Origin of the sequence: Actinomadura sediminis (assembly GCF_042675525.1) — a bacterium.
Lineage (GTDB): Bacteria > Actinomycetota > Actinomycetes > Streptosporangiales > Streptosporangiaceae > Spirillospora > Spirillospora sediminis.
Map to the genome: position 1 here is coordinate 20,684 of NZ_JBHTJA010000065.1, position 18,807 is coordinate 39,490.

The 18,807-nt window shown below is 75.6% G+C and carries 19 protein-coding genes; 5 read left to right on the plus strand and 14 right to left on the minus strand.

Annotated elements, in window-relative coordinates:
* Positions 1-11: 11 nt before the first annotated feature.
* A complete protein-coding gene (locus ACFQ11_RS25835) occupies positions 12-1,367 on the minus strand; it encodes an ABC1 kinase family protein (protein ID WP_378303052.1) in 1,356 nt (451 codons plus the stop codon).
* 207 nt (positions 1,368-1,574) lie between these two features.
* Between ACFQ11_RS25835 and ACFQ11_RS25840 the strand changes: the two genes are divergently transcribed.
* Positions 1,575-2,402, plus strand: coding sequence for a cyanophycinase (locus tag ACFQ11_RS25840; protein WP_378303054.1), 828 nt, complete (start codon positions 1,575-1,577; stop codon positions 2,400-2,402).
* A 2-nt stretch (positions 2,403-2,404) separates the two neighbouring features.
* Positions 2,405-5,098 (plus strand): cyanophycin synthetase, encoded by a 2,694-nt coding sequence (gene cphA / locus ACFQ11_RS25845; RefSeq protein ID WP_378303056.1) that lies wholly within the window; start codon positions 2,405-2,407, stop codon positions 5,096-5,098.
* A 43-nt stretch (positions 5,099-5,141) separates the two neighbouring features.
* On the opposite strand, the gene ACFQ11_RS25850 is transcribed toward cphA, so the two are convergent.
* From ACFQ11_RS25850 to ACFQ11_RS25900, 11 genes are all read right to left on the minus strand, one after another.
* Complete coding sequence (locus ACFQ11_RS25850; protein ID WP_378303093.1) at positions 5,142-6,302, minus strand: 4-hydroxybenzoate 3-monooxygenase; 1,161 nt, start codon at positions 6,300-6,302, stop codon at positions 5,142-5,144.
* A gap of 62 nt (positions 6,303-6,364) precedes the next feature.
* The gene (locus ACFQ11_RS25855; RefSeq protein WP_378303058.1) at positions 6,365-7,231 is read right to left on the minus strand and encodes an IclR family transcriptional regulator; all 867 of its coding nucleotides are present in this window, start codon (positions 7,229-7,231) and stop codon (positions 6,365-6,367) included.
* A 4-nt stretch (positions 7,232-7,235) separates the two neighbouring features.
* Positions 7,236-7,637 carry a 4-carboxymuconolactone decarboxylase gene (pcaC, locus tag ACFQ11_RS25860; RefSeq protein ID WP_378303061.1) on the minus strand — a complete coding sequence of 134 codons (402 nt, stop codon included), beginning with the start codon at positions 7,635-7,637 and terminating at the stop codon, positions 7,236-7,238.
* The gene (pcaD, locus tag ACFQ11_RS25865; protein ID WP_378303063.1) at positions 7,634-8,413 is read right to left on the minus strand and encodes a 3-oxoadipate enol-lactonase; all 780 of its coding nucleotides are present in this window, start codon (positions 8,411-8,413) and stop codon (positions 7,634-7,636) included. Before pcaD ends, pcaC begins: the two co-directional genes overlap by 4 nt.
* Entirely contained in the window at positions 8,410-9,675 is a 1,266-nt protein-coding gene (gene pcaB / locus ACFQ11_RS25870; protein ID WP_378303065.1) for a 3-carboxy-cis,cis-muconate cycloisomerase, read from the minus strand. Before pcaB ends, pcaD begins: the two co-directional genes overlap by 4 nt.
* Complete coding sequence (gene pcaG / locus ACFQ11_RS25875) at positions 9,665-10,231, minus strand: protocatechuate 3,4-dioxygenase subunit alpha (protein WP_378303067.1); 567 nt, start codon at positions 10,229-10,231, stop codon at positions 9,665-9,667. The genes pcaB and pcaG overlap by 11 nt, the downstream gene beginning before the upstream one ends.
* On the minus strand, positions 10,231-10,896 hold the full coding sequence (gene pcaH / locus ACFQ11_RS25880) for a protocatechuate 3,4-dioxygenase subunit beta (protein ID WP_378303069.1): 666 nt from the start codon (positions 10,894-10,896) through the stop codon (positions 10,231-10,233). Before pcaH ends, pcaG begins: the two co-directional genes overlap by 1 nt.
* Positions 10,893-11,549 carry a CoA transferase subunit B gene (locus tag ACFQ11_RS25885; RefSeq protein ID WP_378303072.1) on the minus strand — a complete coding sequence of 219 codons (657 nt, stop codon included), beginning with the start codon at positions 11,547-11,549 and terminating at the stop codon, positions 10,893-10,895. Before ACFQ11_RS25885 ends, pcaH begins: the two co-directional genes overlap by 4 nt.
* Positions 11,549-12,331, minus strand: coding sequence for a CoA transferase subunit A (locus ACFQ11_RS25890; protein ID WP_378303074.1), 783 nt, complete (start codon positions 12,329-12,331; stop codon positions 11,549-11,551). The genes ACFQ11_RS25885 and ACFQ11_RS25890 overlap by 1 nt, the downstream gene beginning before the upstream one ends.
* A gap of 122 nt (positions 12,332-12,453) precedes the next feature.
* A complete protein-coding gene (locus ACFQ11_RS25895; protein WP_378303076.1) occupies positions 12,454-13,473 on the minus strand; it encodes a sigma-70 family RNA polymerase sigma factor in 1,020 nt (339 codons plus the stop codon).
* A 144-nt stretch (positions 13,474-13,617) separates the two neighbouring features.
* Positions 13,618-14,157: an XdhC family protein gene (locus ACFQ11_RS25900; protein WP_378303078.1), complete on the minus strand. Its 540-nt coding sequence runs from the start codon at positions 14,155-14,157 to the stop codon at positions 13,618-13,620.
* A 170-nt stretch (positions 14,158-14,327) separates the two neighbouring features.
* Here ACFQ11_RS25900 and ACFQ11_RS25905 point away from each other — a divergent pair, with 170 nt between their 5' ends.
* Entirely contained in the window at positions 14,328-14,885 is a 558-nt protein-coding gene (locus ACFQ11_RS25905; RefSeq protein ID WP_378303081.1) for a universal stress protein, read from the plus strand.
* 116 nt (positions 14,886-15,001) lie between these two features.
* Here the strand turns inward: ACFQ11_RS25905 and ACFQ11_RS25910 are convergent, their stop codons facing one another.
* Positions 15,002-16,087: an acyl-CoA dehydrogenase family protein gene (locus ACFQ11_RS25910; protein ID WP_378303083.1), complete on the minus strand. Its 1,086-nt coding sequence runs from the start codon at positions 16,085-16,087 to the stop codon at positions 15,002-15,004.
* Entirely contained in the window at positions 16,084-17,277 is a 1,194-nt protein-coding gene (locus ACFQ11_RS25915) for an acyl-CoA dehydrogenase family protein (RefSeq protein ID WP_378303085.1), read from the minus strand. Before ACFQ11_RS25915 ends, ACFQ11_RS25910 begins: the two co-directional genes overlap by 4 nt.
* Positions 17,278-17,501: 224 nt before the next feature.
* Between ACFQ11_RS25915 and ACFQ11_RS25920 the strand changes: the two genes are divergently transcribed.
* Both ACFQ11_RS25920 and ACFQ11_RS25925 read left to right on the plus strand, forming a co-directional pair.
* Positions 17,502-18,341 (plus strand): SDR family NAD(P)-dependent oxidoreductase, encoded by an 840-nt coding sequence (locus tag ACFQ11_RS25920; RefSeq protein ID WP_378303087.1) that lies wholly within the window; start codon positions 17,502-17,504, stop codon positions 18,339-18,341.
* A gap of 70 nt (positions 18,342-18,411) precedes the next feature.
* A partial coding sequence (locus ACFQ11_RS25925) for an ATP-binding cassette domain-containing protein (protein ID WP_378303089.1) occupies positions 18,412-18,807 on the plus strand: 396 nt, incomplete at its 3' end.

The window sequence follows — 18,807 nt, forward strand, 5'->3', positions numbered from 1 at the left end:
GCGCCCCGCCGTCAGGCCGTGATCTCCTCGGGGGCGTCGGTGCCGGGGTCGTCGTCGGCGAAACCGGGGAGCCACCGTTCGGCCTCGGCCCGGTAGGCGCCCTCGGCCTCGAGCTGGCACAGGACGCCGCCGCCCCCGGCGAGGGCGCGGCTGACGGCGAGGTACTGGGGCGGCAGCCGGAACTGGCGGGCGAGCGAGCCGGGCCGCATGTCGGACGCCAGGCCGAGCCCGCGCGCGGTCTGCTCGCGCATCCATTCGCGGTTGTAGCGGAAGCGCTCCACGGCGAACGGGGCGGCGTGCGGGCCGACGAGTTCGGCGACCTCCTCGGGATCGACCTCGGCGTCCTCGGCGAGCCAGCCCTCCTCCCAGAGGGCGTCGACGATCGCGTCGGGATCGCCGAGGGTGCCGATGCGCAGCAGCCGTCCGATGGACCACTGCAGCTCGGCGGGGACGCGCGCGGCGCCGCCGAAGTCCATGACGCCGAGCCGGCCGTCGTCGAGCAGCCGGAAGTTGCCCGGGTGCGGGTCGATGTGGATCATCTCGCAGCGGGCGGGGCCCGACAGCAGGAAGCGGAACAGCAGCAGCCCGGCGCGGTCGCGGTCGTCCTGGTCGCCCTCGGCGATCACGCGGGCGAGCGGGGTGCCGTCCAGCCATTCGGTGACCAGCACGTTGCCCGACTGGGCGACGACGGCGGGGACCAGGAAGTCGGGGTCGCCCGCGTACGCCTCGTGGAAGGCGGTCTGCGCGCGGGCCTCGTCGACGTAGTCGAGTTCCTTCTCCAGCCGCCGTTTCAGGTCGGCGATCACGGGCTTGACCTCGACGCCGGGGAACAGCGGCGTGAACAGGCGGCTGAGCCGGGAGATCTGCGCGAAGTCGCTCATCACGGCCTGCGCGGCGCCCGGATACTGCACCTTGACGGCGACGGCGCGGCCGTCGTGCCACACGGCCTTGTGGACCTGGCCGATGGACGCGGCGGCGGCCGGGCGGTCGTCGAACTCGGCGAACTTCTCGCGCCAGTCGTCCCCGAGCCCCTGGGCCAGGACGCGGTGGGTGGTCTCGGCGGGCATCGGCGGCGCCGCCTCCTGCAGCCGGGTGAGGCTGGCGCGGAAGGGGCCGGCGACCTCCTCCGGCAGCCCGGCCTCGAAGATCGACAGCAGTTGCCCGACCTTCATCGCGCCGCCCTTGAGCTCGCCGAGCACCGCGAACAGCTGCTCGGCGGTGCGGCGCTGCACCTCGAGGGCGACGGCCTCGGCGGGCCTGCCGAAGGTGCGCTTGCCGAACCCGACGGCGGTGCGCCCGGCGTAGCCGAGCGGCAGGCTGGCGAGTTTGGCGGTGCGCGTCACCGCGCGGCGGGGAATGTCGCTCACGGCCGGTCGCCCCTCGTTCGACGCTACGTCCAATGTCAGCTTCTCACGGGCGTCCGGCACCATGGAACGGTCGTCCGCCCGTAAAGGTTCAGCGTACGCGCGGGCCCGAAGATTCCCCGCGGCGCGGCGGGTCCGCACCCGGCTCATGTGGATATGACATGACGCGTCCATTGGACTACCCAGGGTGATGGGGGGTAGTTGGCTGGTGTGAACGAGACGGATGCCGGACGCAAGGGCCGGTTGCTGATCATCGGTGGGGCGGAGAACCGCACGTGCGGGGCCGGGCCGCTCGAGACGTTCGCGGAACTGGCGGGCGGCGAGGACGCGCGGATCGTGGTGATCACGACGGCGACGGAGGTGCCGGAGGAGGTCGCCGAGGAGTACACGGCGGTGTTCGGGCGGCTCGGGGTGCCGTCGGTGCGGGAACTGCGGCTGCTGGGCCGGCGGGCGGCGGACGATCCGGCCACGCTGCGGGCGCTCGACACCGCGACCGGCGTGCTGTTCAGCGGCGGGGACCAGTCGCGGCTGCGGACCCTGGTGGGGTCGCGGACGAACGAGCTGCTCAAGCGGCGCCTCGAGCAGGAGGGCCTGGTCATCGCCGGGACGAGCGCGGGCGCGACCGCGATGGGCCACTGGATGATCCTCGGCGGCGGCGGCCACGAGGTCGCGGCGTCGAGCGTGAAGGTGGGGCCGGGCCTGTCGCTGCTCGACAACGTCCTGATCGACATGCACTTCAACGAGCGGGGCCGGCTGCCGCGGCTGCTGAGCGGGATAGCGCTGGAGACCCGGCTGCTGGGCGTCGGCATCGACGAGGACACCGCGATCTGCGTGGGCGACGGCCAGTTCACGGTCGTGGGGACGGGCGTGGTGACGGTCGTGGACGCGGGCCAGTGCACGGTCGCCTACCCCGCGTCCGACGACGAGCCGATGGCGATGCTCGACGTCTCGCTGCACCTGCTCCCGGCGGGATGCACCTTCCAGATGAACGACAGGCTGCCGGCCATCGGCACGATGCGCGGCCCGAAGGGGGATTGACCGTGCGGCTCGATCACGTGCGCCGCCTGGGCGGCCCGAACGTCTACCTGTCCCGTCCGGTCGCGATCGCGCACCTGGACCTGCAGGGGCTCACCGGTCACGAGACCACCGACCACCCCGGTTTCGCCGAGCGCCTGGTGGAGGCGCTGCCGGGCCTGGCGTCGCACCACTGCGCGGCGGGCCGTCCCGGCGGGCTGCTGGACGCGATGGCGCGCGGCACCTACTTCGGTCACGTCACCGAGCACGTCGCCCTGGAGCTGTCCGGGCTGATCGGCCGGGAGGCGTTCTTCGGCCGGACGGTCCTGGCGGGCGCGCCGGGACGGTACGACCTGGTGCTGGAGTGCCCGCGGGACGAGCCGCCGGGCAGCCCGGTCGTGGAGCGGCTGGTGGGGGTCGCGCTGCGGGTGGTGCAGGGCGCGCTGGCGGGGCGGGTGCCGGACACGGCGGGCGAGCTCGCGGAGATCGCCGCCGAGCACGAGGCGGAGCGGCTCGGGGTGAGCACCGCCGCGCTGGCCGCGGCGGCGCGGCGCCGGGGCGTCCCGGTCCGCCGGGTCGAGGACCTCAACCTGCTCCGCCTCGGGTACGGGCGGCACCGGCGGACGGTGTGGGCGGCGATGACGGACGCGACGTCGGCGATCGGTATGGAGGTCGCGGGCGACAAGCGGCTGGCGCACCGGCTGCTGGCCGACGCGGGACTGCCGGTGCCGGACGGGCGGGTGGCGTCGTCCCCGGCGGAGGCGCTGGAGGCACTGCGGGAGATCGGCGGGCCCGTGGTGGTCAAGCCGGTCGCCGGGCACCAGGGCGAGGGCGTCCACATCGAGCTGACGGAGCCGCCCGAGGTGGTCGCGGCGTTCACGGCGGCGGCCGCGGGCGCGGACGCCGACGGCGCCGAGGTGATCGTCGAGTCGTACGTCCCGGGCCGGGACTACCGGGTCCTCGTGGTGGGCGGACGGGTGGCCGCGGCCGCGGAGCTGACCGCGGCGCGGGTCGTCGGCGACGGTGTCGCGACCGTGGCGGAACTGGTGGAGCGGGTCAACGCCGACCCGGCGCGCGGGGAGGGCCACGACCGGCCGCTGACCCGGCTGGCGCTCGGCCCCGCGGAGCTGGGGCTGCTGGCGCGGCGGGGGCACGGCCCCGCCACGATCCCGGCCGAAGGGGAGACGGTGTGGCTGCGCCGCAACGCGAACCTGTCCACCGGCGGCACCAGCCGGGACGTGACCGGCGACGTGCACCCGGACGTGGCCGCGATGTGCGTGCGGGCGGCCGGGACGGTCGGCATGGACGTGTGCGGGATCGACCTGCGGCTGCCCGACATCGCGGCGCCGCTCCCGCCCGAGCCGGGCGCCGCCGGGATCCTGGAGGTGAACGCGGCCCCGGGCCTGCGCATGCACCTGGCGCCCAGCGAGGGCGAGGGGCGGGACGTCGCGGGCGACATCATCGACCTGCTGTACCCGGACGGCGCGCCGTCCCGTGTGCCGATCGTGTCGGTGACCGGCACCAACGGCAAGACCACGACGGTCCGGATGATCGCGCACATGCTGGAACTGGACGGCCGCCGCACCGGCATGACGAGCACCGAGGGCGTGTACGTCGGGCGGCGCCTGGTGCACCTGTCGGACGCGTCGGGCCCCCGGTCGGCGGAGATGGTGCTGGGCGACCGGACGGTCGAGGCCGCGGTGCTCGAGACGGCGCGGGGCGGGATCGTGCGGCGGGGCCTCGGCTACGACCGGGCCGACGTCGCGGTCGTCACCAACATCACCCGCGACCATCTCGGGGTGGACGACACCGAGTCGCTGGACGACCTGGTGGACATCAAGGCCCTGGTCGCCGAGGAGGTGCGGCGGGGCGGGCGGATCGTGCTGAACGCCGAGGATCCCGCGTCGGCGGGGCTGGCGGACCGGCCCGCGGTCCGCGACCGGGACCCGTCGGTGCGGTTCTTCGCGCTGGCGCCGGACGCCCCGGTGCTTGCCGCGCACCTGCGGGACGGCGGCGTCGGGTACTGCGTCGAGCACGGCTGGGTGACGGAGGCGAGCGGCGACCGCCGCACCCGGGTCCTGCCGGTCGAGGAGATCGCGGGCGCGTTCGGCGGGCGCGCGGCGCACGTGGTGGCGAACGCGCTGGCGGCCGTCGCGGCGGCGCGGGGACTGGGCGTGTCGCTGGACGTGGTGGCGCGCGCGCTGCGCACGTTCGAGCCGCACACCCGGAACCCGGGGCGGGGCTGCGTGTACCGGGTCGGGGAGAACCCGGTGCTGGTGGACTACGCGCACAACCCGGCGGCCGTCGCGGCGATGGGGGCGTTCACGGCGGCGCGCTGGGGCGGGCCCGACCGCGGCCCCGGCCCCGGCCCCGGCGGCGGAGGCGCGGGCGTCGCGGCGGTGACGCTGCCCGGCGACCGCTGCGACGACCTGGTCGTGGAGACCGCGCGGGTCCTCGGCCGCTCGTTCGGGCGCGTCGTCGTCTACGAGGACGAGGACCTGCGGGGCCGCCGCTCCGGCGAGATGACGCGGCTGATCGTCCGGGGGCTGCGGGAGGCCCGCCCGGACGTGCGGCACCATCCGGCGGGCGACCTGAAGGGGGCGCTCACGTCGGCGCTCGACATGGCCGAGCCCGGCGAGCCCGTCCTGCTGCTGTACGAGAAGCTGCAGCCCGTCCTGGAGTTGCTGGAGACCCTCGGGGCCGAGCCGGAGGAGGCCTGACCGCGCGGGCCTGGTCTCCCCCGGCGGGAACCGGGCGGGCGCCTCAGGCGATGGGCAGGCCGACGTAGTTCTCGGCCAGCGACGTCTTCGCGGCCTCGGACGACGCCACGTACGCCAGGTGCGACTGCTGCAGGCGGCGGTCGAACGCGTCGGCCGCCGGGTCGACGTGCAGGAGGGTGGTCATCCAGTACGAGAAGTGCTCGGCGCGCCAGACCCGCCGCAGGCACGCGTCGGAGTACCCGTCCAGCAGCGTCTCGGACCCGTTCGCGTACCGCTCGGTGAGCGCGCGCGCCAGCACGATGACGTCCGAGACGGCCAGGTTGAGGCCCTTGGCGCCGGTCGGCGGAACGATGTGCGCCGCGTCGCCCGCGAGGAACAGCCGGTCGTGGCGCATCGGCTCGGCCACGAAGCTGCGCATCGGCGTGATCGACTTGTCGGTGATGGGGCCCTCGCGCAGCTTCCAGCCGTCGTCGGTGGCGAACCTCGCCGCCAGCTCGTCCCAGATCCGGGCGTCGGACCAGGCGGCGATGTCCTCGTCCGGGGCGACCTGAAGGTAGAGGCGGCTGACCTCGGGCGAGCGGAGGCTGTGCAGCGCGAACCCGCGCTCGTGGTTGGCGTAGATCAGCTCGTCGGTGGACGGCGGGACGTCGGCGAGGACGCCGAGCCACGCGAACGGGTACTCGCGGGAGAACGTCCGCAGCCCGGGGACGGTCGGGCGGCTCACGCCGTGGAACCCGTCGCAGCCCGCGATGTAGTCGCAGTCGAGCGTCCGCGTGACGCCGTCGGCGCCGCGGAACGTGACGCTCGGCGCGGACGCGTCCAGCTCCACGACCTCGGTCTCGAACCGGACGTCGCCGCCGTCCTCGAGCCGCTTGGCGATGAGGTCCTTGACGATCTCGGTCTGCGCGTAGACGGTGACCGTGCGGCCGGTGAGGTCGGTGAGCGGGACGCGGTGCCCGGCGCCGTCGAACCGCAGCTCCAGGCCGTGGTGGACGAGCCCCTCGCGGTCGAGCCGCTCCCCGGCGCCGGTCTCGCGCAGCACGTCCGTCGTGCCCTGCTCCAGCATCCCGGCGCGCTGCCGCCGCTCCACGTAGCCGCGATCACGGCTCTCCAGGACCACCGAGTCGATCCCCTGCAGGTGGAGCAGGTGGGACAGCAGCAGCCCGGCGGGCCCCCCGCCGATGATCGCGACCTGGGTGCGCATCATGTCTCCTGTTCGTACGTTCGTTCAATGCGAGCCCCCGCCGGGCCGGCGGGCGCGGGGGGTCAGGCGCCGGTCTTCCGCTCGGCGGAGAACGACTCGGGGTCGCCGCGCCAATGCACGGCGACGTCCCGGGAGAGGGCGCGCGCCGCCGTGGTCAGCGGCGGCAGCAGCCGCCGCAGGTCCGCGCTGCGGGTGCGCGACACCAGCGACAGCGCCGCGACGACCTGCCCGGACGCGTCCCGCACGGGCGCGCCGACCGAGGACGCGCCGAGCGTCATCTCGTCGCGGGTCAGCGCGTAGCCGGAGCGGCGGACCTGCTCGATGCAGCGCCGCAGCTCCTCGGGGTCGGTGATGGACCGGGCGGTGCGGCGCGACAGCGGCGCGGTCAGCACCGCCTCCCGGACCTCCGGCGGCGCGAACGCCAGCAGCACCTTCCCGACCCCGGTGGTGTGCAGCGGCAGCGACGCGCCGACCTGCGTGAGGACGGGCACGGAGCGGGTGCCGCGCAGCCGTTCGACCACCAGCACGTGATCGTCGCGCAGCACGGCGAGCTGCACGTTGTCGTGGGTGGCCTCGTACAGGTCCTCCATGTGCGGCAGCGCCAGCTCCCGCAGGCCGGTCACCGCGGGGGCCTGGCTGCCGATCCGCCACAGCCGGGTGCCGATGCGGTACGTGCCGTCCGGGACCCGCTCCAGGAAGCCGCCGGCCACCAGCTCGCCGACGAGGCGGTGGCCGGTCGCCGGGGGGAGCCCGGCGCGGCGGCAGATCTCGGTCAGGTTGAGGCGCACCTCGCCCTGGGCGAACGCGTTGAGGATGGCCATCACCTTGCCGGCCACGCTGACCGGCCGCGCACCCTCGGCCATGCCCCCGCCCTCGTCCTTCCCGCCCACCGCCCGGATCGGGCCGGTGCGGCCGGTCGCGCCGGTCATCCCGTCACTCCCGCTCGGCCAGTACCCGCTGGGCGACCGCGAACGCCGAGTTCGCGGCGGGCACCCCGCAGTAGATCGCGGTCTGCAGGAGGACCTCCTTGATCTCGTCCGGGGTGAGCCCGTTGCGCAGCGCGGCCCGGACGTGCATCGCCAGCTCGTCCAGGTGCCCGTGCGCGACCAGGGCGGTGAGGGTGACGCAGCTGCGGGTCTTGCGGTCCAGGCCCGGCCGGGTCCAGATCTCGCCCCACGCGTACCGGGTGATCATGTCCTGGAAGTCGGCGGTGAAGCCGTCCTTGCTGGCCTCGGCGCGGTCGACGTGGGCGTCGCCGAGCACCGCGCGGCGCACCCGCATGCCGTCCGCGCGCCGCTCCGCGTCGTTCGCCGCCCCGGTCTCGGAGTCGCTCATCGTCCCGTTCCCTTCCATGTGCGGTCCAGATGCGCGGTGATCGCGTCGGTGACCGGGCCGGGCCGTTCGGCGCCGGCGAGGTGCGCGGCGCCCTCGACGACGACCAGCCCGGCGTCGGGGATGCCCTCGGCGAGCCGGTCGGCGTGCCCGGCGGGCGGCGTCGGCCCGTCCTGCGCCCCGGCGATCACCAGGGTGGGCGCGGACACCTCCGGCAGCCGCGCCGTGACGTCGAAGTCCGCGAGGGCGTCGCAGCACCCGGCGTAGCCCTCGGGGTCGGTGCCGCGCAGCATCGCGACGTACGGCTCCGCGCCGGTGAACGACGGGGTGAACCAGCGGTCCGCGGCCGTCCGCGCGACGGGCTCGACGCCGTCGCGGCGGACGAGCGCGGCGCGGTCCCGCCACGGGCCCGGGTCGCCGAACCGCGGGGAGGTGCAGACGAGGACGAGGCTGGCGACCCGTCCGGGGGCGCGCAGCGCGAGCGTCGTGCCGACGGCGCCGCCGAGCGACACCCCGGCGTACGCGGCCGCGCCGGCGCCGACGCGGTCGAGCAGGGCGGCGACGGCGTCGGCGAGGTCGGCGACGGTGAACGGCCCCGCCGGCACGGGGGAGCCGCCGTGGCCGGGCAGGTCGTAGCGCAGCACCCGCCAGGACCGGGTCAGCTCGGGCAGTTGCGGCTGCCACAGGTCCATCGTGGTGCCGAGCGACGGGCCGAGGACGAGGACGGGCGCGCCGGGCGGCCCCTCCACGCGGTGGTGCGGGACGTACACGGGCGTCATGCGCGGCTCCTGCGGTACGCGTCGAGGGCACGGTCGACGAGCGCGGGCGCGGCTCCGGGCCCGGGGTCCCGGCCGAGGACGGCCAGGAGGGCGTCGAGGCCGGCGCGCATCCGCTCCGGTGCGACCTCGAGCCCGCCGAGCAGCTCGGCGGCGGTCTCGGCGGCGCCGCCGGTGAGCCGCAGCGCCTCGCGCAGCGGCTGCCACTCGGCGTGCCACTCCCCCGCCGGACGCTCGTGCGGCGCGGCCTGCGCCGCGTGCAGGATCTGGACGTGCGCGGGGACCTGCAGCGCCGCCGACCGGATCAGGGTGGACAGGGCGGGGTTGCGTTTGTGCGGCATCGCCGAGGAGCCGCCGCGGCCGGGTCCGGCGGCCTCGGCCGCCTCGCCGACCTCGCTCTGCGCGAGCAGCCACACATCGGTGGCGATCTTGCCGAGGGACCCGGCGGCGACCGCGAGCGCGGCCCCGAGGTCGGCGACCGGGGTGCGGCGGGTGTGCCAGGGCAGGACCGGCCGGTCGAGGCCGGTCTCGGCGGCGAACGCGGTCACGAGCGCGTCCGCGCGGTCGCCGAACGCGTCGAGCGTCCCGGCGGCGCCGCCGAGCTGGACGGGCAGCGCCGCCGCGGCCAGCCGGTCGCGGGCCTCCAGGCAGCCCAGCAGCCAGTTCGCGGCCTTCGCGCCGAACGTGGTGGGCAGCGCGTGCCGGCCGAGCGTGCGGGCGGCCATCGGGGTGTCGCGGTGGCGTCCGGCGAGGTCCGCCAGGGCGGCGAGGGCGTCGTCGAGCGCCGCCAAGATGACGCGGCGGGCGCGGGACGCGACGAGCATCGCGCCGGTGTCGACGATGTCCTGGCTGGTGGCGCCCCGGTGGACGTGCTCGCCCGCGGCGCCCGCGAGGACGCGCAGGTCGGCGACGAGCGGGACGACCGGGTTGCCCGCGCCGCGGGCGCGGCGGGCGATGCCGGCGAGGTCGAACCGGGCCGGGTCGGCGGCCGCGGCGATCGTCGCGGCGGCGTCCGCGGGGACGATCCCGAGCCGCGCCTGCGCGCGGGCGAGGGCGGCCTCGGCGTCCAGCAGGGCCGCGAGGTAGGCGGGGTCGCCGGTGGCGGCCTCGGTCCTGGTGGCGGCGCGGACCGGGGACAGCAGCCCCGAGTCGAGCGGCACCGCGTCGAGCGGCACCGCGTCGAGCGGCACCGAGTCGAGCGGCACCGAGTCGGGCGGCACCGCGTCGGCCGCCGCCCCCGGGTCCGGCGGTGCGTCAGAAGGCAAGGAAGACCGTCTCCCCGTCGCCCTGCATGCGGACGTCGAACCGGTACTCGCGTTCGGCCGTCCGCTCGGCGATCAGCGTGCCGCGGCGCTCGGCCGGGACGTCGCCGAGCAGCGGGTCGGACGCGTGCGCGGCCTCGTCCTCGGGGAAGTACAGGCGGGTGAACACCGGCTTGAGCAGGCCCCGGGCGAACACCAGCACGGCGATGTAGGGCGCGTCGCCGCCGACGGCGCCGGGCTTGACGGTGCTGAACCAGTAGCCGCCGGCCGGGTCGGTGGCGCATCGCCCGAACCCGGAGAAGCCGTGGCCGTCGCGGACCCGGCCGCCGGGCCGGCTCGGGATCTCGCCGTTCTCGTCGGCCTGCCAGATCTCGACGAGCGCGTCCGGGATCGGCTCGCCCGCGCCGTCGTACACGGTGCCGCGGACCCGGATCGCGTCCGGCCGCCAGTCGGGGACGACCCGGGGGCCCTCCTCGTAGGGCAGCGCGTACCCGAAGAACGGCCCGACCGTCTGGGAGGGCGTGACCGGGGACGGGCGGAGCGGAGTGGACTCGGTCATCATGCCTCCATCGGGGTGTCGCCGAGCACGATGTCCCACTGGTACCCCAATGCCCACTCCGGCTCGGTGGTGTCCATGTCGAAACGGGAGATCAGGTTCTCCCGGTCCCGCTGGTCGGGGATCGACTGGAAGATCGGGTCGAAGGGGAACAGCGGGTCGCCCGGGAAGTACATCTGGGTGACCAGGCGCTGGGTGAACGCCGTGCCGAACACCGAGAAGTGGATGTGGGCGGGCCGCCACGCGTTGTGGTGGTTGCGCCACGGGTAGGCACCCGGCTTGATCGTGACGAACCGGTAGCGGCCGTCGGCGTCGGTGAGGCAGCGGCCCGCCCCGGTGAAGTTGGGGTCGAGCGGCGCGGGGTGCTGGTCCCCGGCGTGCAGGTACCGTCCGGCCGCGTTGGCCTGCCAGATCTCGACGAGGGCGCCGCGGATCGGGCGTCCGGCGGTGTCCAGGAGCCGGCCGGTGACGATGATGCGCTCGCCGAGCGGCTCGCCCGAGTGCTGCCGGGTGAGGTCCCAGTCGAGGCGGCCGAGTTCCTGGTGCCCGAAGACGGGCGAGGTCAGCTCGACGCTGTCCGGTCCGAGCTTGGGCATCACCAGCTCGTGCCCGGGGGCGCGCAGGGCGGTGCTCTTGTACCCGGGGTAGAGGTACGGGGGGTGGGTCATGCCGGGGTCCCTTCTGCTGCGGCGGGGTCGAGGAGCCGCGCCCCGGTCGCGGCGCGGATCTCGTCGGCGGTGACGCCGGGCGCCGTCTCGACGAGCGCCAGGCCGTCCGGGACGACGTCGACGACGCCGAGGTCGGTGATGATCCGGTCGACGCAGGCCGCGCCGGTCAGCGGCAGCGCGCACTCCTCGACGATCTTGGGGTCGCCGTCGCGGGTGGTGTGGCTCATCACGACGATCACCTTGCGGGCGCCGTGCACGAGGTCCATGGCACCGCCCATGCCCTTGATCATTTTACCGGGGACGGACCAGTTGGCGAGGTCGCCGCGGGCGGAGACCTGCATGGCGCCCAGCACGGCGATGTCGATGTGGCCGCCGCGGATCATGCCGAACGACAGGGCGGAGTCGAAGCAGGCCGCGCCCGGCAGCACCGTGACCGTCTCCTTTCCCGCGTTGATGAGGTCGGGGTCGACCTCGTCCTCGGCGGGGTACGGGCCGACGCCGAGGACGCCGTTCTCGGCGTGCAGCGTCACGTGGCGGCCCGCCGGCACGTACCCGGGGATCAGCGTGGGCAGGCCGATGCCGAGGTTGACGTACGCGCCGTCGGGCAGTTCGGCCGCCGCGCGGGCGGCGATCTCGTTCCTGGACCAGGCCATCAGGCGCCCTCCCCGTCCGCCGGAGCGCCCGGGCGCACCGTCCGCTTCTCGATGGGCTTGTCCGCCGCCTGCCCGGGCGTCAGCTCCAGCACCCGCTGGACGAACACGCCGGGCAGGTGGACGGCGTCGGGGTCGAGCTCGCCCGGTTCGACGAGCCGCTCGACCTCCGCGATCGTGATCCGCCCGGCCATCGCGGCGAGCGGATTGAAGTTCCGGGCGGCCTTGTCGAACACCAGGTTGCCGTGCCGGTCGCCGACGGCGGCGCGCACCAGCGCGAAGTCGGTGGTGATGCTCTCTTCGAGCACGTACTCGCGGCCGCCGAACGCGCGGACCTCCTTGGGCGGCGACGCGATCGCGACGGTGCCGTCCGGCGCGTACCGCCACGGCATCCCGCCCGCGGCGACCATCGTGCCGACACCGGCGGGGGTGTAGAACGCGGGGATGCCCGAGCCGCCCGCGCGGAGCCGTTCGGCGAGCGTGCCCTGCGGCATCAGCTCGACCTCGATCTCGCCCGCGAGGTACTGGCGGGCGAACTCCTTGTTCTCCCCGACGTAGGAGCCCATCGCCCGCGCGATGCGCCCCGCCGCCAGGAGCTGCCCGAGGCCCCGGCCGTCCAGCCCGCAGTTGTTCGACACGACCGTCAGGTTCCCGGCGCCCCGGTCGTACAGGGCGGAGATCAGGACCGCGGGCACCCCGCACAGCCCGAATCCGCCGACGGCCAGCGAAGCCCCGTCATCGATGCCGGCGACCGCGTCCGCCGCCGAGGGCACGACCTTGTCCATGTGCCTCCCATTCCGCTCCCGCGGCCCCGGCCATGCCGCCGGGGCCGCCGGGCACCACAGTGGCAGCCGGCGGCGGAGGGCGTGAACATCATTTTCCGCTCAGCGGAAGAACAACCCTGCGGTCAGGCCCTTTGCGGAAGGCCGAACAGCGGGAACAGGGACGTGTCGAAGAACGCGGAGACCTGCGCGACCCCGCCCGCCGTGATCGCGAGGACCTGCAGCTGGTAGGGCCGGTGCACGCCCTCCCCGTCCCGCCGGTACAGGCCGAACGCGGGCTGGCCGTTCGCGGCGGCCGGGACCATGCGCAGCTCCCCCGGTTCGGCGGCGCACTGGGCGACGATGAGCCGCACGATGACGTCGGCGCCGACGAACCACTCGGGGAACGGCGGCATCTCCCAGACGGCGTCCCGCTTGAACAGGTCGAGGAGCGCGGTGATGTCGGCGTCCTCGAACGCCTTGGCGTAGCGGTCGAGCAGGTCCCGGACGGACGGGTCGGTGGGCTCGACGAGCTCGTCGCGGGCCGGGCCGTCCTGCTCGAGCCGTTCCCGGGCGCGCTGCAGCGCGCTGTTGACGGCGGCGGTGCTGGTGCCGAGCAGGTCGGCGACCTCGGCGGCCCGCCACTTCAGCACGTCCCGCAGGATCAGCACGACCCGCTGCTTGGCGGGCAGGTGCTGCAGCGCCGCCACGAACGCGAGCCGGGTGCTCTCCCGGGCGGCGACGATGGCGGCCGGGTCGGCGGCGTCCGCGACGACGACGGCGTCGGGCGCGGGCTCGAGCCACGGCACCTCGGGGGACGCGACGACGGGCCGTTCGGGCTCGTCGCTCGGGGCGCCCAGCCCGGACGGCATGGGCCGGTTGCCGCGCTGGTCGATCGCGGTGAGGCAGGCGTTCGTGGCGATGCGGTACAGCCACGTCCGCAGCGAGGAACGGCCCTCGAAGCGCTCGTAGGACTTCCAGGCGCGCAGGTAGGTCTCCTGCACGAGGTCCTCGGCGTCGTGGATGGACCCGAGCATCCGGTAGCAGTGCGCGAGCAGCTCGCGCCGGTACGGATCGGCCTGGTCGAGGAACTCGCGGTCGTCCTCGGGGCCGCGGACGGCCGCGGTCGCGGCGGCGTTCTTCTCTTGCGTGCGGTCGGCTGGCATGGTCGTCACCTTCGCTGGGCGGTGTACCTCGCGGCGGCGCGGGCCGGCGGCCGCCCGTTCGTCCCGACCGTAGCCCCGCCCACCGACAGAACCCGTGCGCCGCACCATCCTATGCGGTGACCTGCGGCGTCGCCGGGGAACGCGTCAGAACTCGAAGCCGCCGGGACGGCCGTTGCGGTCGGCGATCAGCCCGGCGAGGGTCGCGACCGCGATCTCGGCGGGCGTCCGGGACCCGATGTTGAGGCCGATGGGCCGGTGCACCCGGGCGATGTCGTCGTAGGGGACGCCGAGTTCGGTGAGCGCCGGGATGTGCGGGGCGGGGTGGCGCGGGTTGCCCATCACGCCGACCCAGCGGACGGGCTGGGTGAGCACGGCGGCCAGCACGCGCCCGAGCTCGGGGCGGTGGTGGTCGGTGACGACGACGTCGGCCGAGGCGTCCAGCGGCGGGAGCGCGGCCGCGCCGTCCCGTCCGTCGTCGGGGTCCACGAGGAAGGTGCGGTATCCCAGGTCGGCGCCGTACCGCAGCAGGTGCTCGGCCACCGGGGTCGCGAAGACGGCGACGAGCGTCCGGTCGCCGGTCTCGGGACGGACGTCGCCGTGCGCGACGGCGCAGGCGGTGCCGCCCGCGCCGCCGGAACCGTGCCCGCCGGAGGCGCCGGGAGTCGCCGGCGTGGGTGTGCCCATGGCGGAAGTCTGCCGGTCCGCCGTCCGGTGGTCCAGGGGGCGCGCTCCGCCGCCGGGAACGGCGGAGTCGGCGAGAACCGGTGGTGGACCGATGCGAAACACTTCCGCGGAGACGGGTATTCCTTCAATGTAAGGTGAACCACCTCACCCAGCAGGCTTCAGGAGGGACCGTGATCGTGAGGCCGGAGGGCGGCCCCCGTGTCGTGGTGGGGGTCGACGACTCCGCCGGCGCGCGCTGTGCGCTCTCCTGGGCGATCGGCGAGGCGCGGCTGCGGCGGCTCCCCCTGCTGGTGGCGCACGCCGCGCCGCTCCCCCCGCACGTCTCGGCGGCCGGGCAGCTCGGCTGCGGCGTCACCGACGCGCTGCGCGGCTCCGGCGCGGATCTCATCGCCCGGCTGCTGTCGGACGTGTGCGACGGCCCGCCGGAGGGCGTGGACATGACGGCGCTGGCACTGGTCGGCGAGCCCGGCGCGACGCTGGTGCGGCTCGCGGGCGAGGACGACATCCTCGTCGTCGGGCACGGCCGCCGGGGCCCGCTGTCGCGGCTGGTGCGGCCGTCGGTGCGGCTGCACTGCGCCCGCCGCTCGCGGGCGACGCTGGTGTGCGTCGGCCCGCCCGCGTTCGACTCGCTGCTCGAGCGGCTCGCGGCCGGGGACACGAGCCCCGAGCAGGTCCCGGACGAGTCCCGGTTCCGGCGGCTGGGCCGCCGCCTCGGGCTCGACCGGTAGGACCGGCGGACCGGTCCCACCGGCGGCACGCCGGCCGGACCCGACACCGGGCGGCCCGACACCAGGCGGCCCGACACCAGGCCGGCCCGGTGCCGGGCGGGCCCGGCGGGCGGACGTCAGGCGGGCGGAAGGTCGGCCAGACCGGCGAGCGCGGCGCGGTGCCGGTCGGGCGAGCCGAGGGCGATCGAGTCCGCCTTGGCCCGCTTCAGGTACAGGTGCGCCGAGTGCTCCCAGGTGAACCCGATGCCGCCGTGCATCTGCACGCATTCCTCGGCGGCCTTCACCGCGACGGCCGAGCAGTGCGCCTGCGCGACGGCGGCGGCGACCGGGAGGTCGGGGTCCCCGGCGGCCGCGCAGGACGCGGCGTAGCGGGCGGCGGCGCGGGCCTGCGTGATCGACGTCCACAGGTCCGCGAGGCGGTGCTTGAGGGCCTGGTAGGAGCCGATCTGGCGGCCGAACTGGTAGCGGGTCTTGACGTAGGCGACGGTGTCGTCCAGGCAGCGTTCGGCGATGCCGAGCTGCTCGGAGGCGAGCAGCGCGGCGCCGGTCAGCAGCGCGGCGCGGACGGCGTCCGGCCCTTCGGCGACCCGCCGGGCCGGGGCGTCGGTGAACGCGACGTCGGCGAGCCGGCGGGTCATGTCCAGGGACGTCACGGCGGTGCGGACGGCGTCGGCGGCGTCCACCGCGTACAGCCCGCCGGCGGCCGGGACGAGGAACACGTCGGCGGCCAGGCCGTCGGCGACGCCCGCGACCGCGCCGGTGAGCGCGCCGCCGGACACGGCCGGGGCGTCGGGGTCGCCCGCCGGGTCGGCGCCGGGCGCGGTGGCGAACGGAACGGCGAGGACGGCGACCGCCTCACCGGCGGCCAGCCGCCCGAGGAGGTCCCGCTCGCCCGCCGCGAGCAGCGCCGCGGTGGCCATGACGGAGCTGGTGAGGAACGGGACGGGCGCGGCGGCGCGGCCCAGTTCCTCCATCACCACGGCGGTCTCCCGCCAGCTCGCGCCCGCGCCGCCGAGGTCCTCGGGGACGGGCAGCCCGGCGCAACCGAGCTGCGCGGCGACGGCCGTCCACAGGGCGGCGTCGCAGGGCTCGTCCTTCTCGGTGCCGGCGAGCACGGCCGTCCAGGGGGCCTTGTCCTCGAGGACCTCGCGGACGCTCGCGCGCAGGTCGCTCTCGATCTCGGTGTACAGGAGGTCGGTCACTTCGGCAGGTCCTTCCACGGCACGTCCTTGTCGACCCGGATCTCGCCGGGCAGGCCGAGGACGCGTTCGGCGATGATGTTGCGCAGGATCTCCGAGGTGCCGCCCTCGATGGAGTTGCCCTTGGCGCGCAGGTAGCGGTAGCCGGGCGAGCGGCGGGTGAAGTCGACCTCGGACGGGCGGCGCATCGTCCAGTCGTCGTAGCGCAGGCCGTCGGCGCCGAGCAGTTCCAGTTCGAGCCCGGACGTGCGCTGGTTGATGTCGGCGAAGGCGAGCTTGGCGGCCGAGCCCTCGGGGCCGGGCTTGCCGACGGCGAGCTGCTGGCGGAGCCGCTCGCCGGTGAGGCGGGCGGCCTCGGTCTCCACCCACAGCCGCAGCAGGGCGTCGTGGAGCCCGGCGGTGCGCAGCTCGGGACGGTCCCGCCACAGCTTCGCGACGACGCCGATCATGCCGGCCTCGCGGGGCGCGGCGGCGCCGCCGATCGCGACCCGCTCGTTCATGAGGGTGGTCGTGGAGACGCGCCAGCCGTCCCCGATCTCGCCGAGGCGGTGCTCGTCGGGGATGCGGACGTCGGTGAGGAAGACCTCGTTGAACTCGGCCTCGCCGGTGATCTGCCGCAGCGGGCGGACCTCGACGCCGGGCGCGGTCATGTCGCACACGAAGTACGTCATGCCGCGGTGCTTGGGGACGTCCGGGTCGGTGCGGGTCACCAGGATCGCCCAGCGGGCCTCGTGCGCCATGGACGTCCAGACCTTCTGGCCGTTGACGATCCAGTGGTCGCCGTCGCGGACGGCGCGGGTGCCGAGGGCGGCGAGGTCGGACCCGGCGCCGGGCTCGCTGAACAGCTGGCACCAGATCTCCTCGCCCGTCCAGAGGGGGCGCAGGAAGCGGCGCTTCTGCTCCTCGGTGCCGAACGCCAGGATGGTGGGGGCCGCCATGCCGAGGCCGATGCCGTTGCGCTCGGGCTGGTTGGTGGGGGCGCCCGCCTCCCGGAACCGCCGGTCCACGGCGGGCTGCAGGGCGCGGGGGGCGCCGAGGCCGCCGTGCCCCTCCGGGTAGTGGACCCACGCCAGGCCGGCGTCGTAGCGGGCCCGGAGGAACTCCGGCGGGTCGGTGGCCGCCGGGTCGTGCTCGGCGAGGAAGGCGTCGACCCTCCTGTCCAGCTCGTCGGCGTCGGGCGGTGCTGTGCTCACAGGGCGGACCTCCGCGCGTTGTGGGGCGACGCCGCGCGCTGTCGGGCCGCGCGGCGGCGCCAGGTACATACCAACCGGTCGGTATGGCAGGTCCACCCTAGAAACCCGTGCGCACGGGCGTCAACCAGGGGCGGGCGTCGGCCCGGCGGGCGGGAGGGCAAGGGTCCGGTCCGGCCCGGCGATGCGCCTTGCCGGGCCGCCCGCCCCTGTGCCACGTTCGCCGCATGGCGACTTTGGCGGGACGATCGGCGCTGGTCACGGGCGCCTCGTCCGGGATCGGCGCGGCGGTCGCGGAGGCGCTCGCCGCCGCCGGCGCCCGGGTGGGGCTGACGGCGCGGCGCGCGGACCGGCTGGCGGACGTGCTGGCCCGGTGCCGGGAGCACGCGCCCGGTTCGGCGATGTGGCCGGCGGACCTGGCCGACCCGGACGCCGCGGCGACGCTGGCCGCGGCCGCCGAGGCGGAGTTCGGCGGCGTCGACGTGCTGGTCAACAACGCGGGGATGCCGAAGCGGCGGCACGTCCTGGACCTGACGCCCGCCGACGCCGAGGAGGTGCTGCGGCTGAACTACCTGGCGGCCGTGCGGCTCACCCTCGCGGTGCTGCCCGGCATGGTCGCGCGGGGGCGCGGGCACCTGGTGGCGGTCGGGTCGGTCGCGGCCCGGCTCGGCCCGCCGCACGAGGCCGCCTACGCCGCGTCGAAGGCCGCGCTGACCGCGTTCTGGGAGAGCATGGCCGTCGATCTGGACGGCACGGGCGTGCAGGTGCACGTGGTGCAGCCGGCGCTGATCACCGGGACGGAACTGTTCGACGCGCGGCCCGGCGACGAGGAACCGCTGAGCGACCTGTCGGAGGGGCTCCCGCCGCGCGACGTGGCGGCCGCCGTCCTCGGGCTGATCGGCGACGGCCGCTTCGAACGGTACGTCCCGGACTGGTTCGACCAGATGGCCTCGGGGAAGGCCGCCGACGTGGAGGCGTTCGTCGCGGGGGTGAGGGAGTGGCGCCGCGAGCGGCTCGGCGAGATCGCCGATTCCGGCGGCGTTGCCGCCGCGCCGCCTCCTCAGTAGGGTGAGACCCCGGTGATCTAGATCACACGATCCGGGTCACGACGTCCTCTTGCCCTGCCGGGAGGTGCGGATGCCCCCCACCGCCTCGCCCTTCACCGCCTCGCCCGCGACCACCGGCGGGCTGCTCGTGTCGGGCGTGACCGTACGGTTCGGCGCGCTCACCGCCGTGGACCGGGCCGCGCTGGCCGCGCCCGCGGGCGCGGTGACCGGCCTCATCGGGCCGGACGGCGCCGGCAAGACCACCCTGTGCGACGTCATCACCGGGCTGCGCCGCCCCAGCGAGGGCACCGTCCGGCTCGGCGACGCCGACCTCACCGGCGGCGCCCGCGAGCGCGCCCGCCGCGGCGTCGCCCGCACGTTCGAGCGTCCCGGCCCGCTCGGCGGCGCCACCGTCCGGGACGCCGTCCGGACAGCGGCGGCCTTCGTGGCGTTCTACGTCGTCACGCAACCGGACGGCGCCACGCGG